This window comes from Streptomyces sp. NPDC127038 (assembly GCF_042725875.1).
Taxonomy (GTDB): domain Bacteria; phylum Actinomycetota; class Actinomycetes; order Streptomycetales; family Streptomycetaceae; genus Streptomyces.
This window is the reverse complement of record NZ_JBHXDQ010000068.1, coordinates 21,707-38,016: the sequence shown is the minus strand read 5'-3', so window position 1 is coordinate 38,016 and position 16,310 is coordinate 21,707. Positions and strand designations below refer to the sequence as shown.

The 16,310-nt window shown below is 73.1% G+C and carries 8 protein-coding genes; 2 read left to right on the top strand and 6 right to left on the bottom strand.

The window, feature by feature from the left end; all coding sequences use genetic code 11:
* Positions 1 to 95 precede the first annotated feature (95 nt).
* From ACFWI4_RS33620 to ACFWI4_RS33605, 4 genes are read right to left on the bottom strand one after another with little or no spacing between them, the layout of a single operon-like run.
* Positions 96 to 1,631, bottom strand: coding sequence for a hypothetical protein (locus tag ACFWI4_RS33620; RefSeq protein ID WP_387204109.1), 1,536 nt, complete (start codon positions 1,629 to 1,631; stop codon positions 96 to 98).
* Positions 1,632 to 1,689: 58 nt separating this feature from the next.
* The gene (locus ACFWI4_RS33615; protein ID WP_387204106.1) at positions 1,690 to 3,264 is read right to left on the bottom strand and encodes a serine/threonine-protein kinase; all 1,575 of its coding nucleotides are present in this window, start codon (positions 3,262 to 3,264) and stop codon (positions 1,690 to 1,692) included.
* Positions 3,261 to 5,018 (bottom strand): FHA domain-containing protein, encoded by a 1,758-nt coding sequence (locus ACFWI4_RS33610; protein ID WP_387204104.1) that lies wholly within the window; start codon positions 5,016 to 5,018, stop codon positions 3,261 to 3,263. The genes ACFWI4_RS33615 and ACFWI4_RS33610 overlap by 4 nt, the downstream gene beginning before the upstream one ends.
* Positions 5,019 to 5,026: 8 nt before the next feature.
* Positions 5,027 to 6,466 (bottom strand): hypothetical protein, encoded by a 1,440-nt coding sequence (locus tag ACFWI4_RS33605; protein WP_387204101.1) that lies wholly within the window; start codon positions 6,464 to 6,466, stop codon positions 5,027 to 5,029.
* Positions 6,467 to 6,943: 477 nt separating this feature from the next.
* On the opposite strand from ACFWI4_RS33605, the gene ACFWI4_RS33600 reads away from it, so the two are divergent.
* On the top strand, positions 6,944 to 7,756 hold the full coding sequence (locus ACFWI4_RS33600) for a metallophosphoesterase family protein (RefSeq protein ID WP_387204098.1): 813 nt from the start codon (positions 6,944 to 6,946) through the stop codon (positions 7,754 to 7,756).
* Between the two features lie 492 nt (positions 7,757 to 8,248).
* Positions 8,249 to 12,520 (top strand): discoidin domain-containing protein, encoded by a 4,272-nt coding sequence (locus ACFWI4_RS33595; protein ID WP_387204095.1) that lies wholly within the window; start codon positions 8,249 to 8,251, stop codon positions 12,518 to 12,520.
* A 105-nt stretch (positions 12,521 to 12,625) separates the two neighbouring features.
* On the opposite strand, the gene ACFWI4_RS33590 is transcribed toward ACFWI4_RS33595, so the two are convergent.
* Together ACFWI4_RS33590 and ACFWI4_RS33585 are read right to left on the bottom strand one after the other, a co-directional pair.
* Positions 12,626 to 14,185: a mucoidy inhibitor MuiA family protein gene (locus ACFWI4_RS33590; protein ID WP_387204092.1), complete on the bottom strand. Its 1,560-nt coding sequence runs from the start codon at positions 14,183 to 14,185 to the stop codon at positions 12,626 to 12,628.
* 6 nt (positions 14,186 to 14,191) lie between these two features.
* Positions 14,192 to 16,291, bottom strand: a complete 2,100-nt coding sequence (locus ACFWI4_RS33585) for a DUF4139 domain-containing protein (protein ID WP_387204089.1) — start codon at positions 16,289 to 16,291, stop codon at positions 14,192 to 14,194.
* Positions 16,292 to 16,310 lie beyond the last annotated feature (19 nt).

Below are 16,310 nucleotides of genomic sequence, written 5' to 3'. Positions count from 1 at the left end.
CCCGCCCAACGCCTGGAAGGAGCCGTTCCGCGCGCGTCGTAGCGGCCGTCGGACGTGGCGGCAACGGAGGTGACCGGGCCCGTCGAGAGGGTGTGTCAGGAGCAGGAGTAGTCGAACGTCGCCTCCGCTTCGGGCAGCGTGTGCCGCTGCGCTATCCGCAGGCGGGCGGTCCCCCGGAAGGCGCCGGGACCGCGGACCGTCCAGCGGAGGTGCACGGTGACCCTGTCCTGGCCCCGGCGGGCCGTGCGGACGAGCTCGCCGGAGTCGGTGCCGTCGCTGCGCAGCCAGCGGTACGTCACCGGGCCGCCCCGGCCGTCGGTGGTGATGACGCCGACCAGATCGGCGGTCTGCCCGCAGTGCAACCGTGCCGCGGGCGCCCGGACCTCGACGGCCGTGACCGTCGGGGCGGGGGAGGGGCGGAGCAGCAGCCAGAGGAGGACGGCCGCGGCGGTGAGGAAGGCGGTCGTGGCGATCCGGGTTCCCCGTCTGCGACGGCGGGGGCGGCGGCCGCCCGGTGGCACGGGTGCGAGTACGGGTGCGGTGTGCCACTGGGCGCGGAGGGCGTCCTGGTCCTCGGCGGGGATTCCGGGGCCGAAGCGCAGGACGATCTCGCCGTCGCTCTCGCCGCCCGGGGTCGGCGCAGCCGAGGGGGCGACGGGGGTACGAAGGCGCTTGCCGAGGACGGTGGCCTGGTCGTCCGAACCGGTACGGGTGCCCGTGCGCGTACCTGAGCCAGTGCCAGTGCCAGTGCCAGTGCCTGTGCTTGTGCTTGTGCTGGTGTGGGGGCGGGTGCGGCTCGGCAGGGTGAGTCGGTCGTTCGGGGCGGCAGGCCCGGGGTCGTCCACCGGCGGGACCGCGTCCCCGGGACCCGGCGTCGGTGCGGTGGTGGGCTCCGTGGCCGCCACGGCGGCCGCGGCCACCGCCGCGCGGAGCTCCGTATGGCGCAGAAAGTCCGCCGGGAGCGCCGCTCGTCCGGCGGCCAGCGCGGCCCGGGCCGCCGCGAGTCCCTCGGAACGGGCGAGGGCGGAGCAGCGCGCGAACAGGGCGGCCGCGGGGGAGCCGGCGACCGCCCAGGCCTCGGCCAAGGCGCGGGACAGGTCGGCCCAGGCCGCGAGGTCGGCCTCGCGGCGCCCGGAGTCCGGCGCGTCGCCCAGGACCGTGCCCAGCGCGGCCTCGGAGAGCAGGGCGACGCCGTCCGGGGCGAGGACGACGGCCTCCGGGGCCAGTGCACCGTGGGCGAGGCCGGCCGCGTGCAGGGCGAGCAGGGTCTGCGCGGTCTCGTTGAGGACACTGGCCGCGCTGCCCGCGTCGGGGCCCGGATCGCCGAGGGCGAGCAGGTCCGTGAGCGTGGGGGCCGGTGGCCGGGCGGTGATCAGCCACACCTCGCCCGCTTCGGCGACCAGGTCGACCGCGCCGAGCACCCCGGGCAGCCGGAGCCTCGCGACGGCGAGCACGGCCGCCGCGAGCCGTTCACGTGTGCCCTCCGGTGCGAGCAGGGCCCGGTCGACGCACAGCGCGCCGAGCTCGGACTCGCCGGACCCGGCCGGGAGCAGCGCGTGCCAGGTGCCGTGGCGGGAGTCCCGCGTCCAGCCCGACAGGGGGCGCCCGGCGACCGTGGTGGTTGTCGTCATGTGGATCCGTTCCCGCGCCGGTCCGCACGCGTCGTCGCTCGTCGGCCGGCGTCGTGGTTCAGCACGGCGGTGCGTCCAGGGAGGCTGTGCGCGGTCCGTTCGCTGCGGCCGGCGTGCTCGTGAGCGTGACCATCCAGGAACCCCGGCACGGGTGGTTGGAGAAGTCCGCCTCGAACGTCACCGCGTAGTGCGTACCGCCGGACAGCACCTTGGCCTCGTTGCCGTAGGGATCCGCGGGTGAGTCGACGTAGTAGTCCGCGGTGAGGGTCAGGGGCCCGGTCCCGGTGGTGTCGACGCCGACGTCGGCGATCAGCGTGCCCGGGGTCTGCCCCCGCTGCCAGGAACCGATGGTGATCGTGACCGTGCCGGCGGTCGGCTCGGCCGGGGGCGCGCTCGTCGGTGGCGTCGGCTCAGCGGACGACGCCGTACTCACGGAGACGGACGGCGAGGCCGACGGGATCCCCGGAGTGGTCGAGGGGGTGACCGACGGCGAGCTGCCGGCCGTGGGCGGGACGGCGGTCGGTGACCCGGACGACGAAGAGGCCGCGTCCGTGGGCGCGTCGGTCCCCGACGGAACCGAACTCGCCGTCGTCGTCGCCGTGTCGTGCGGGCGGGCCGCCACGGCCGTCGCCCCGCCCGCCACCACCGCCAGCGCGGCCGCCCCGACGGCGGCCTTCCACCCGCCGCGCTTCACCCGCTCCAGCAGGGTCAGGGCGCGGGCCGGAGCGTCGAGCGTCGCCGTCGCCGTGAACGGGAACAACAGGGCCAGCAGCGCGGTGAGTTCGGCAAGTCGGCGGCGGCCCCGTTCCTCCCAGCCGGCGCCGTACCCCTCGGTGGCGGAGCGTTCCAGCTCCGTGAGGAACGCCTCGATGCCCGGCCGGTCCGCCGGGTCCTTCGCCAGGCCTTCGCGCAGCAGTCCCCGCACCGCGTCGGGCACGCCCTCCAGAGGGACCGGAGCCCGCAGATGCTGCAACCGCAGCGCGCTCACGTCGTCGCCGGTGAACGGCCGGCGCCCGGTGAGGCACTCGTGGAACACGGCCGCCGCGGCGTACACGTCGCCCGCCGGTCCCGCCGGTTCGCCGTTCCACTGCTCGGGTGCCATGTAGGCGGGTGTGCCGGCGGCCTCGGTCTCGCGTCCGGCGCGCACCGCGATGCCGAAGTCGGCGAGCGAACTGGTGCCGTCGGCGCGGACCAGCACGTTCTCCGGCTTGTAGTCGCGGTGGACGACCCCGGCCGCGTGCGCCGCGCCGAGGCCGAGCAGCGAGCCCTTGAGCAGGACCAGGGCGGCCTCCGGGCCCGTCGCCCCGTGCCGGCGCAGCAGTTGGCGCAGGCTGACGCCGTTCACCGCCTCCATCACGATGGCGGCGCCCCCGCGCGCCTCGACGTACTCGTACAACCGCACCACGCACGGGTGCCGCACCCCGCCCAGCAGCCGGGCCTCGGCGCGGAAACGGACGAGGAACTCCCGGTCGCCGCGCAGGCGTTCACCGAGGTACTTGACCGCCACCGGTACCCCGGTCGCGGTGTGCCGGGCCAGGACGACCCGTCCGCCCGCCCCCTCGCCGAGGACGCGGACGGGTTCGTAGCCGGGAACGGCCCAGTCGCCGCCGGTCCCCTCCGGATCCTGTGTCACGCCGTTCCCTCCACGACCGCCCCCACCGCGGGCGAGGGCGCCGCTCCCTTCGCGTCACGTCGGCGCCGCGCACGGCGCGTCAGCCACCGCACCGGCGCGGACCACACGGGGAACGCCACCAGGGCGACCACGGCCGCCTCGATCACCGTGGTCCACCCAGAGGACAGTCGGCCGTCCAGCACGTCGCCGATCCGGGAGCGCCAGGCCATGAGCGCGAGGACGAGGAAGCCGTACGTGCCCACGACGACCGCGAGACCGTACGCGGCCATCCCCGCCTGCCGCGGTCCCGGCCTGCTGCCCGAACGCAGGTCCCGCCACAGCCCCTTGCGGAAGTACGCGCTCGCCTCCTCGCGCAGCCGCGGCACGCGCAGGGCGTCGGTCAGGGCCTGGTAACCGTCCAGCGGCATCAGGGGGTTGAAGTTGTAGAGGGTGTTCAGATAGAGGCCGAAGGCCAATTGGAAGAGGACGGCCGAGGCCGCTCCGGCGGGCAGGAACGCCGCTCCGGCCGCGCACCAGCCGGCCAGCGCCGCCGTGGACAGGGGACCGGACAGCGCGACGACGACCCGTGACCAGCGGGTGCCGAACCACATGTCGCTGGTGTCCACGAACGCGAACGGCATGCCCATCATGAACAGGAACCCGCCGCGCCTGACCTTGCGGCCGTACGACGTCACGGCCAGCGCGTGCGTCAACTCGTGGACGATCAGGGCGGACACGTATCCGGCGGCCAGGAGCACCGGGCCCCAGACGCCGGCCCCGCCGAAGTCCAGCAGGTGCTGCCGGCCCTGCGCGACGAAGAACGCGGCGAGGCCGCCGGCCACCGACAGCCAGACCAGGGCCACGCCGGTGCGGGTGAAGAAGCGCCAGCCGAAGGCCTGGTAGAGGCGGGTGACACTCCGGTCGAGGCCGGGGACCGAGATCTCCAGCTTCAGCAGCGCCCGGTACAAGGCCCGCCCGGCCCGGCGCCAGCCCCCGCGTTCCGTGTCCCCGGCGCGGCCGGGCAGGCCGCGCAGCAGGCCCGCGTCGGCGAACGCGGCGAGCGCCGCCTCGATGCGCGGCAGGGCCAGCTCGCCGAAGCGGTCGGCGTACGCGAACAGCAGGTCCCGTACGGTGTTCTCGCCGTCGACGGCGTGCCAGAGGAAGACCTCTCGCTCGTCCAGTTCCAGATAGACGCCGGTGCGCGTGTTGTTCAGCACCCAGCGGGCCTCCCCGCGGTCGGCGGGCAGCTGCTTGAGCGCCCAGCCGGAGCGGCGGCGGGGACGTACGGTCAGCGGACCGTTCGCCTCGGGCGCCGACTCCGCTGCCGCTGAGGGGAGTTGGGTGAACTGAGTGCCGACGACCTGGGTGCGCTGGCCGATGTGGGCCCCGCGGGGCTGCTCGAACACGAGGCGTACGTCGCCGACGGACAGCTCGGTGCCGTCGGCCAGGTGGGCCGCGCCGCCGTGCAGGTCGACGCCCGCGACGGCCGTGCCGTTGAACGAGTCCAGGTCCTCGATCCTGAAGCCCGACTCCGTGCGGACGATCCGGGCGTGGCGGCGCGACACGCTGGCGTCGTCCAGGACGACGTCGCTGTCCGTGCCCCGGCCCAGTGTGGTGACCGGGCCGGTGAGCGGGACGAGCAGGCCGGGGTCGTCGAGGCCGCGCAACTGGGGTGCGGCGTAGGACGTCGGTGCCGCGCCGCGGCGAAGCGTGCCGCAGTGCAGGCAGTACGGGAAGTCGCGCCGCACATGGACGCGGCAGGCGTGGCAGAGCATGCGCCGGATCAGCCCGCGCCGGAGCCGCTGAGAGACGTTCCGCCGGAGAAGCCGTTGTCGGTGCCGGTGGTGGGCGCGGAGGGGGAGAGGTGGGTGGAGATGCCGTCGAGGCCTGGGGTGTTCACACCGCCGCGCACATGCTCGGCGCCGCCGAGGAGACCCGCGCGGCCACCGCCGCCGTCCTCGCCGCCGCCGGGTTCTCCACCGCCGCCGGGCCGGCGTCCGGTGTTCTCCTGGCTGCCGCCGCCGCCGCTGCTGCCGTCGTCGCCGCCACCCGGTTCACCGCCGCCGCCGGGGCGCCGCCCGGTGTTCTCCTGGTCGCCGCCGCCGCTGCCGCCTTCGCCTCCGCCTGATCCGCCGTCGTGACCGTGGCCGCCGCCGTCCTCGCCGCCGCCTCCACCGCCGTCGCCCCCGCCGGAGCCGCCTTCGCCCCCGCCGCCGGAGCCGCCGTGACCGGAGCCGCTGTCACCGGTTCCGCCGCCGCCCTCACCGCCGCCTTCGCCGCCGCCGGGTCGGCGTCCGGTGTTCTCCTGGTCCCCGCCACCGCCGCCGCTGTCCCCGCCGCCCCCCTCGCCGCCGCCGCTGTCCCCGCCGCCGTCACCGCCCTCGCCGCGGTCGTGGATACCGTCGTGCCCGAAGTGGCCGGCGTCTCCGTGGCCTTCGCCACCGAAGCCGCCGCCGTCCCCCGCGTGTCCCCCGAAGCCGCCGAACCCGCCGTCGCCGAACCCGGACCCGAACCCGGACCCGGACCCGGACCCGGACCCGGACCCGGTTCCGCCGTCACCGAATCCGCCGGCCGCTCCGCCGTGCCCGAGCCCTCCGTCGACGCCGCCGTGCCCCAGTCCGCCGAACCCGCCGTCACCGAACCCGCCGCCACCGAACCCGGACCCGGCTCCGCCGTCACCGAACCCGCCGTCCACTCCGCTGTCGGAGCCCCCGGTACCGAACTCCCCGAAGCCACCGAATTCACCGAATCCGCCACCCGTCTCGGCAGGCGTCCCCCCGGTCAGCCCTCCGCCGAGGAGGCTTCGGGCGCCGGTGCCGGAGACGTCGAATCCGCCGACACCCTCGTGGCCGTCAGCGGGAACGGACAGGTCAGGGGCGTGGCCATCGGCTACATGGTCAGCGGAGGCATGGTCCCCGGACACGTGGTCGCCAGGCACATGGTCTCCGGACACATGGTCGGCCGGGAGATGCGGAACGTCGTGGTGCGTCAGCGCGTGTGCAGCGCCTCCGAAGAACAGGGACGACTTGGACAGGCGCGGGTCGAGCGCGGCCGGTCCACCGGTGGCGCCGGCCTCGACGCGCAGGGCGCGGAGCTCGCCGACCTGCGCCGAGGTCAGGCCCAGTCTTCGTGCCACCTCCTCGGTGTCACCGTCGAGTTCGGCCCTGAACGCCGGGTCGACGGCGAGGCGGGTCATGGCATCGCGAAAGGCGTTGTCGGTCATGTCCTCGGGTCTCCGTGGGTCTGCGTACGCTGCTGTCTGATCCCGGCGGAGCTGAGGATCCCCCTGGCCGGCGGCTGGTGCCGCTTTCCGGCCATCCCCACCGATGCCTGCACGGACGGTTATAAGGGGCGTGGCATGACCCGCGCAAGGCCAGGATCAGGGCACCCTCGGCGAATATGCCTCCGGAAGGATCTCTCCGCCGCCACCGGGCACCGAACAGATACGGCCACCGGCTGGGCGGTCGAGCCGGCCCGCCTCACCGGCCGGGGGACCGCCACGGCCGACCATCGCCGCTCGACGTCACGCCGACGACAGGAACGGACGACGCGCGGGCCCCTTCTTGATGCCGTCGGCCGGGGAAAGTAGCCTCGGCGCAGCGCCCTCGAACCCTGCTCGCGAACCGCTCAACCCGCATCGCGCACAGCTGACTTGACGTGCCGGCCGGACGCTCGGCCGACCGGACCCGGAAGGGCATCGATGACCGAGGCCGACGTCGAACTGCACGGTCCCGCGCGCGGGGAGGGGCCGCCACGGCGGTACGGGCCCGTCGCCGGTGTCGCGGTGCTCTCCGATGTCCACGCCAACATCCCCGCCTTCGAGGCGGTGCTCGCCGAACCGGACGTCGCGGCGGCCGACCTCGTCGTCCTCTGCGGTGATCTGACCTGGGGCCCTGAGCCCCAGGAGACGTACGAACGGATCGTCGCGCTGGGTGAACGGGCCCTGTGTCTACGGGGCAACGCAGACCGCTACGCCGCGCAGATCGGCACGGCCGCGCGGGTCGCCGACACCCCGCGTCAGTCGTGGATCGTCGACCGGCACTCGCCCGAGGCCATCACCTTCCTCGACCGCCTTCCGTTCGGGCTCGTCGTGGAGATCGAGGGGCTCGGGCCGGTGCACTTCTGCCACGGTTCACCGCGCAGCGACCACGAACTGGTCACACCGGGCACCCCGTCGGAGCGGTTCGCCGAGCTGTCCGCGGCCATCGACGCGCGGGTCCTGGTCACCGGACACTCGCATCTCCAGTTCGACCGCACGGTGTCGGGGCTGCGCAGCGTGAACCCCGGAAGCGTCGGGCTTCCGTACCACACGGGCGATCCGGGCACCGCCTACTGGGCGCTGCTGGGCCCCGGCGTCCGGCTCAGGACCACCCGCTACGACGTCGGGGACGCGGTCGCGCGCGCCCACAGGGCCGGAGACCCGGAAGCGGACCGCTACGCCGGCACCCTGACGAACGCACCCGATCCGGAAAGGATCGTCGCGGAGGCGGAAGAACTGATCTTCGTCAACTGATCTTCGTCAACTGACCGAGGATCCGCCTCAGTTCCCTCGCGACCTGTCCACCCGGGCGCCCGGCCAGGTGTTCCCGGCGCCGTGCCGTGACCTCTTGGCGGCCGCAACCCCTACGCAAAATCTTGCACCGCTTGCGCTCGCTTGCGCCGGGGTGGACGCAAGGCTTCCATCGGCGTGCGGTGAGCCAGGGGCGTGTGGTGCCTGCATCGGTGGTGCCGTTCGGTCGCGAGTCGTGTGAATCCCGTACTCGCCGTCGCCGCACGGGAGTTGATGGTGAAACTTGTCGCGTCCTGACCGTAGACGCGCTCGCACCGCTCTGCAATATTGCGATGAAACAATGCAAGAAGCTGCGCATGGGCCGCTGTCGGTGATGTCGCCGACCTGCACAGGCAGCCCTTGCCGTTCGGTCATACCGCGCCACCGCTCTGCACAGGAACGAGCCGACCCCGCCGCCCCTCCGGCGCGCGAACCTCCGCAGGGAGTGAACCCCGCATGACTCCATACCAGCCGAGATCCTGGAGACACCGCGCAGCGACCGCCGCGCTCGCCTCCATCGTCATGGTTCTGGGCCTGCCCGCCGTCGGTGCCCAGGCGGCCGGCGGACCCGACGCCGCCGCGGACGCCGCCACCAGGGCCGGCAGCGCCCGCGGCGCCCACACCGCCTCCAAGGTCACCGACGGTGACGCCGACACCTACTGGCAGGCCGGGAACAAGTCGGCCCAGTGGGTGCAGACCGACCTCGGGCGCACCGAGCGTGTCCGTGAGGTCGTGCTGCGGCTGCCCGCGCAGTGGCAGACCCGCAAGCAGACGCTGGCCCTCCAGGGCAGCGCCGACGGAAAGAGCTTCGCCACGCTCAAGTCGCGGGCCCAGTACGTCTTCGGCCCCGGCAACGGCAACACCGTGAAGGTCTCCTTCCCCGCGACCCTCGCCCGGTACGTCCGGGCCGACTTCAGCGCCAACTCCGTCGCCTCCACGGGACAGCTCGCCGAGATGCAGGTCCTCACGGCTGCCGCCTCGACCCCCAACCTCGCCCAGGGCAAGCCCTTCACGGAGAGCGGGCACGCCGACGTGTACGGCGCCGCCAACGCCGGAGACGGCAACCGCAGCACGTACTGGGAGAGCACCAACAACGCCTTCCCGCAGTGGCTCCAGGTCGACCTCGGATCGTCGGTCAAGATCAACCAGGTGGCGCTGAGGCTGCCGAGCGGCTGGCCGAGCCGCAGCCAGACCTTCAAGGTCCAGGGTTCGACGGACAACCAGAACTTCACCGACCTGACGGCCTCGAAGGCGTACACCTTCGACAGCTCCGACGACCAGTCCGCGACCATCAGCCTCGACACGGTCACGACGCGGTACGTGCGGGTGCTGTTCACCGCCAACACCGGCTGGCCCGCCGGTCAGGCCTCCGAACTGGAGGTCTACGGACCGGCCACCGGCGACACCCAGGCACCGACCGCGCCGGCGAACCTGGCCCTCACCGAGCCGGCCACCGGCCAGATCAAACTGACCTGGAGCGCGGCGAGCGACGACACGGCCGTCACCGGCTACGACGTCTACGCCAACGGGCAGCTGCGCGCGAGCGTCGCCGGGAACGTGCTGACGTACACCGACACCCAGCCGGCCGGTACCGACATCACGTACTTCGTGCGGGCCAAGGACGCCGCGGGCAACGTGTCCGCCAACAGCAACAGCGTCACCCGGCAGGGATCGGGCGGCGACACCCAGGCCCCGACCGCGCCCGGAAACCTCGCCTACACGCAGTCCGGCAGCGACGTGAAGCTCACCTGGCAGGCCTCCAGCGACAACGTCAAGGTCACCGGGTACGACGTCTACGCCAACGACCAGCTCCTCAAGTCCGTCGCGGGTGACGTCACGACGTACACCGACACCCCGTCGGCGGCGGCCACCGTCACCTACTACGTGAAGGCGAAGGACGCCGCGGGGAACACGTCGACGGCGAGCAACAGTGTCACCAGGGCCGGTTCGGGCACCGGATCCGACCTCGCCCAGGGCAAGCCCATCGAGGCGTCCTCGTACACCTTCACCTATGTGGCCGCCAACGCCAACGACGGCCAGATCGGCACCTATTGGGAGAGCGGGGGCGGCGCCTACCCGGCCACCCTCACCACCAAGCTGGGCGCGAACGCCGACCTCAGCCAGGTCGTCGTCAAGCTCAACCCGGACCCCGCCTGGGCGACCCGCACCCAGAACATCCAGGTGCTCGGCCGTGACCAGGACGCGACGGCCTTCACCAGTCTCGTCGCGGCGAAGGACTACACGTTCAACCCGTCGACCGGGAACACCGTGACCATCCCGGTCACCGGCGCCGCCGCCGACATCCAGCTCAAGTTCACGTCCAACTCCGGTGCCCCCGGCGGACAGGTCGCCGAGTTCCAGGTGATCGGCACACCGGCCGCCAACCCCGACCTCAAGGTCACCGGCATCACCAACACCCCCGCGGCGCCGGTCGAGTCGGACGCGATCAGCCTCACCGCGACCGTCACCAACAGCGGAACCAAGGCGGCCAAGGCCACCGACCTGAACTTCACGCTCGGCGGCACCAAGGCGGCCACGGCCGACGTCCCCGCCCTCGCGGCCGGCCAGTCCACGACGGTCACCGCGAGCATCGGCACCCGGGACGCGGGCAGTTACTCCCTCGGCGCCGAGGTGGACCCGTCGAACAAGGTGATCGAGCAGAACGAGGGCAACAACACCTTCACCCGCTCCGACGCCCTGGTCGTCAAGCCCGTCGCCAGCTCCGACCTGATCGCCGCCCCCGTCTCCTGGACCCCGTCCAGCGCCTCCGCGGGCGACAACGTCAGCTTCTCCGTCGCCGTCAAGAACCAGGGCTCCGTGGCTTCGGCCTCCGGCTCCCACAGCGTCACCCTCACGATCCAGGACGCGAACGGCGCCACCGTCAAGACGCTCACCGGCTCCTACAGCGGCACCATCGCGTCCGGCCAGACCACCGCACCCGTCGGCCTCGGCTCATGGACCGCGGTCAACGGCAAGTACACCGTCAAGACCGTCATCGCCCCCGACGACAACGAACTGCCGGTCAAGCGCGACAACAACACCACCACCCAACCCCTGTTCGTCGGCCGAGGCGCCGACATGCCCTACGACATGTACGAGGCCGAGGACGGCACGCTCGGGGGCGGAGCCAAGGTCGTCGGACCCAACCGCACCATCGGCGACACCGCGGGCGAGGCCAGCGGCCGCAAGGCAGTGACCCTCAACGCCACCGGCCAGTACGTCGAATGGACCACCCGCGCCGACACCGACACCCTGGTCACCCGCTTCTCCATCCCCGACGGAACCAACACCACCCTCGACGTCTACGTGGACGGCCAGTTCCTCAAGGCGATCGACCTCACCTCGAAGTACGCCTGGCTGTACGGCGACGAGACCGCGCCCGGCAACTCGCCGGGATCCGGGGCCCCGCGCCACATCTACGACGAGGCGAACCTGCTGCTCGGCAAGACCGTTCCGGCCGGATCCAAGATCCGGCTCCAGAAGGACGCGGCCAACACCTCCACGTACGCCATCGACTTCATCAACACCGAGCAGGCGACGGCGGCCCCGAACCCCGACCCGGCGGCCTACACCGTCCCGGCAGGCTTCACCCAGCAGGACGTGCAGAACGCCCTCGACAAGGTCCGGATGGACACCACCGGCAAGCTCGTCGGTGTCTATCTGCCCGCCGGTGACTACGACACCTCCAGCAAGTTCCAGGTCTACGGCAAGGCCATCAAGATCGTCGGAGCGGGACCGTGGTTCACCCGCTTCCACGCCCCCTCCTCGCAGGAGAACACCGACATCGGCTTCCGCGCCGACTCCACGGCCAACGGCTCGACGTTCGCCGGCTTCGCCTACTTCGGCAACTACACGTCCCGCATCGACGGCCCGGGCAAGGTCTTCGACTTCGCGGGCGTCGCCAACATCACCATCGACAACATCTGGGCCGAGCACATGGTGTGCCTCTACTGGGGCGCCAACACCGACAGCATGACCATCGAGAACTCCCGCATCCGTGACACGTTCGCCGACGGCATCAACATGACGAACGGCTCCACGGACAACCACGTGACCAACAACGAGGCCCGCGCCACCGGCGACGACAGCTTCGCCCTGTTCTCCGCCATCGACGCCGGAGGCGCCGACGAGAAGAACAACCTCTACGAGAACCTCACCTCGACCCTGACCTGGCGCGCGGCCGGCATCGCCGTCTACGGCGGCTACAACAACACCTTCCGCAACATCCGCGTCGCCGACACCCTGGTCTACTCGGGCATCACGATCTCCTCGCTGGACTTCGGCTACCCGATGAACGGCTTCGGCACCGATCCGACGACCATAGAGAACGTCTCCCTGGACAGAACGGGCGGCCACTTCTGGGGCTCCCAGGTCTTCCCCGCCATCTGGGCGTTCTCCGCCTCGAAGGTCTTCCAGGGCATCCGCGTCAACGACGTCGACATCGACGACTCCACCTACGGAGGCGTCATGTTCCAGACCAACTACGTAGGAGGACAGCCCCAGTTCCCGGTGAAGGACACCATCTTCACCGACATCTCCATCACCAACTCCAAGAAGAGCGGAGACGCCTTCGACGCCAAGTCCGGATTCGGCATCTGGGCCAACGAGCTGCCCGAGCCCGGCCAGGGTCCCGCCGTCGGTGAGGCCACCTTCCACAACCTGCGGATGAGCGGCAACGCCCAGGACATCCGCAACACGACCAGCACCTTCAAGATCAACGTCAACTAGCCGGCACCCGGCACCGAAGGGAACGAACAGCAGGGAACGGCAGGAGGCCGCCTCCGTGATCCATGGGGGCGGCCTCGTGCTGCCGGTGCGACCCGACGCGGCCCGTCAGAGGCCGGTGACCTTCCCGCTCGCGGAGACCTCGTAGACCAGGGTCACCGTGCGGCGCCCGCCCGGTGCCAGGCGCACGTCCCAGCGGGCGATGCCGTCGGCGTCGACCTCGTCGGGCTCCGGCGCGCACGCCTCCTTGCGCAGCCGTACCTCCACGGCCGAGACCTCGGAGACCGGGATCCGCTCCCGCAGCGAGACGACCTGTTCGCCCTGTTCCCCGGGGGCGGAGAAGCGCGACAGATGGAGCCGGACCGTGCGGGTGACGACGGTCCGCTGGGTCAACGAGGTGGTGTCCCTGGTCTCCTCGGACCGACGGACCACCCGGTAGTCGTCGTGGCTGCCGAAGGCGAGCTCGACGGGAGCGCCCGGGGCGGTGAAGCCCAGCGTGCCCCGGCCCGTGAACCCGCTGTCGCGGACGAGGTCCACGGGCCCGGCCAGCAGGGCGTGACCGGACGCGTTGTCGAACCGTACGACCCGTGTGACCAGCGGCGAGAGCTCCGGCGACGAGGCGTACTCGCTGCGCGCGGCACAGGTGACGGCGGAGAGCGGGACTCGGTGCGCGCGGCCGTCCGTGGGCACCGAGACGGGCACGGGGGAGTGCAGCACACGGGCCTGACCGCCGTCGTCCACCCCCGGCAGTCCGAGGACGGGAGCGGGGCCGATCTCCGCGATCTCCTCCTCCCGCAACTCCACGTCCACCGTGCGGCGTTCGGCGGCGGTGCGATCCGTGAGCGTGAGCCGGTCCTCGGTGAGCCGCGGCGGTTCGCCGGCCCGCGCCGACCGGGCCGTCGAGAGCGTCAGGCGCACGTCCGACCAGTCCTCGCCGGTGCGCTGCCAGACCATCGCGTCGGTCTCCAGGGTCAGCGAGTCCCCGTCGAGCACGGCCCGGTACGCCGGGCGCCACAGCGCGCACGGGGTGAGATGGCTCAGACGCAGCCGCGCCGGACCGGCCTGGGCGGCCTCCACGGTCAGCTCGACGTGCCCGAGCAGTTCGGCGGGCTGTTCCTCGGCGAGTTCGAGTGCCCTGTAGGTGTCCGCGATCTCGGTGGAGACGGCCTCCGACTCGGCCTCCACGGCGCGCAGTTCCTCGCCGTGGCGGTCGCGTTCGCCGTCGACGCGGTCCAGTTCGCGGGTCCAGCGGCCCTCGTCCGTCTCTCCGGACCCCGCTCCCTCGGCGATGTCACGGAGCAGGTCGGTGGCGAGGCGGCCGAGGGCCTCGAGACGGGCGCGCAGCCGGTCGCGGCGCCTGCCCAGGGCGAGTTGCTCGCCCTCGAGCTCGTGCAGGCGCAGCCGCAGGGCGGAGTCGTCGCTCGCGGGCAGCGGCCCGTGCGGTGTCCAGGCGCGGACGATCCGCACGTCGAGGACGGTCGCCGGGTGGTCGCCGGTCAGTTCGGCGTGCAGGGTGCGGTCGACCGCGAGCGCGCTGACCGGTCCGAGGCGCAACTGCTGCACTCCGGCGCTCAGTTCGAGGTCGGCGGTGCGCTCGATCTGGGCGCGGTCCTCCAGACAGACGACGGCGGTGACCGGCAGTGGGATCGGCTGGGGGTGCGTGGGCATGGTGGGTCAGCTCCTGCGGTTGCCGCCGACGATGGCCTTGGCGGCCGGGACACGGATCTCGTAGCCGCCGTCGAGGGCGGTGGTGCCACCGGCGGGCAGGTCCACCCGCCAGACGCGGGTGCCCGGCGCGAGGCTGTCGGGCCCGGTGTCCTGCCCGGGTGTCGTCCAGTCGGCCCGCTCCTCGATCCGGACGTCCGCGTGGGAGGTCACCGGTACCTGTTCCTGGACCTCGACGGTGACGGGCCGCGCGAGGCGGTTGGCCAGTTCGACGTGCACCTGATGGTCGAGCACGGTGGTGCTGCCGCGCAGGCCGGAGGTCGACTCGCGCAGGTTCGTCCGCCGGGTCACCTGGATGCCCTCGGCAGGCCCGAGGCCCATCCGGCGGACACCGCCGGGGGCGAGGGTGGGCAACGCGGCGGTCAGCAGGAACTCGTCGTCGACGGTGACCTCCACGGGACCGGCGAGCAGCGCCTGGTCGGTGGCGTTGGAGAGGACCAGGGTGGCGTACGTCGTCTGCTCCACCGCCGGGACGCACAGGTACTCGGTGCGCAGTCCGACCGGGATCTCGGTCACCGTGACCGTGTGCCAGGTTCCGTCCGAGGGGATGTCGGTGCGGGCGGCGGCGTCGAAGCGGTGGTCGAAGGAGCCGGCCGACTCGCGCGGCCGTACGGCGTGTCCGGGCAGGGGCAGCGACGACACCGTCTCGGCGCGCCTGCGGTATTCGACCGCGACGGGGTCGAAGGGCGTGTGCGGGAACAGCCTGCCCCGGCTGTCCGTGCGCGTGTCGGGTCCGGACAGGACGAGGGCCGCGTAGTCGAGCTCGGTGTCGCTCGGGAGCGGCGGACCGGCCGCGACCGGCGCGGCGGGCGGCTGCGGGGGCGGCGGGGCGGACCGGCCGGGGGCCGAGGGCGCCAGGGCGGCGGGCGCCCCGGCACGCCGGGAGCGGGCCGAGGGCGCGCCGCCGGGGCCCGCACCCACGGGCTGCTGGGTGTCGGGCAGGGCGCCCCCGAAGGGGCCCGCCGCGGCACCGGGCGCCGGGGGCGGTGCCATGGGCGCCGCGAGCGGCATGCCGTACATGGCGGGTGCCTGCGGCGGCGGTGGGACGGGTCCTGCGGAGGCCGCGGCCACGGGTCCGGCGGCCACGGCACCCCCGGCCGCCGGCCTGCCGGTCACGGCCGGGTGGGGGCCGGCGCCGTCGTACCCGGCGAACAGGTCGGCGAGCCCCTGCGGCGGCTCGCGCCAGCCCGAGGGCGCCGGGGCGCTCTGCCGCCGTCCGACCCGCAGGGAACGCAGCCGGGGCAGGTCGGTGCGGCGGCGCAGATCCGCGGTGGCCAGGGCGACGCGGACCCCGGTCCAGTCCTCCCCGGTGCGCTGGGCGACCGAGGCGCGCAGGACCAGGGTGCCGGAGTCGTCGCCCTGACGGTGGCTCAGACGGTACGCGGGCACCCAGACGGCCCCCGGCACCCCGTACTCCAGCTCCAGTTCGACGTCCCCGGATCCCTCCAGGGTCAGGACCGCGCAGACCGTGGTGTCGACCTTCGTGTGCCGCGCGTCGGTGGAGGCGTGACTCCAGCGGTCCAGGGCGATCGCGAACGCGTGCTCGGCGAGGCGCAGTTCCTCCTCCAGCTCGACGAGGCGCGCGTGCAGGTTCGTGAGCCGCTCGTCGACGAAGTCCGCGAGGCGCAGCCACGCGTCGACCGGGGTGGTGCGGTGCGGGTCGTCCCTCCTGCGGGCCGGCGGAACCGGACGCAGGGCCGCCACCTCGGCGATGAGGGCCTCGTGCCGGTCACGGCGGGCCTGGGCGGCGGCGGAGACATCCCGCAACCGCTCCATCTCGCGCCGCAGGGCGTCGGCCGAGCCGTCGGCGGACGGTTCGGCGTCCACCTCCACCCGTACCTCGGTGACCCGGACGCCTTCGCCGCCGACGGCCTTGGCGCGCAGCGAGTCCGGGTCCATCGACCGGGGCAGACCCGCCACCCGCACCCTGCCGTCCGGCGGTACGGTTCCCCGGGCGACCCGGCTGCACAGGGCGCCCTGCGCGTACACCACGACCGCGTCGAGGACCGAAGTCCAGCGCCGCGTTCCCTCGGATTCCTCGTACGTCATGTGCTCAGCCCCCGTCGTG

Coding starts and splice junctions, on each gene's coding strand:
- ACFWI4_RS33620 (WP_387204109.1), bottom strand. CDS start 1,631: ATGACGACAACCACCACGGTCGCCGGGCGCCCCCTGTCGGGCTGGACG.
- ACFWI4_RS33610 (WP_387204104.1), bottom strand. CDS start 5,018: ATGCTCTGCCACGCCTGCCGCGTCCATGTGCGGCGCGACTTCCCGTAC.
- ACFWI4_RS33605 (WP_387204101.1), bottom strand. CDS start 6,466: ATGACCGACAACGCCTTTCGCGATGCCATGACCCGCCTCGCCGTCGAC.
- ACFWI4_RS33600 (WP_387204098.1), top strand. CDS start 6,944: ATGACCGAGGCCGACGTCGAACTGCACGGTCCCGCGCGCGGGGAGGGG.
- ACFWI4_RS33595 (WP_387204095.1), top strand. CDS start 8,249: ATGACTCCATACCAGCCGAGATCCTGGAGACACCGCGCAGCGACCGCC.
- ACFWI4_RS33590 (WP_387204092.1), bottom strand. CDS start 14,185: ATGCCCACGCACCCCCAGCCGATCCCACTGCCGGTCACCGCCGTCGTC.
- ACFWI4_RS33585 (WP_387204089.1), bottom strand. CDS start 16,291: ATGACGTACGAGGAATCCGAGGGAACGCGGCGCTGGACTTCGGTCCTC.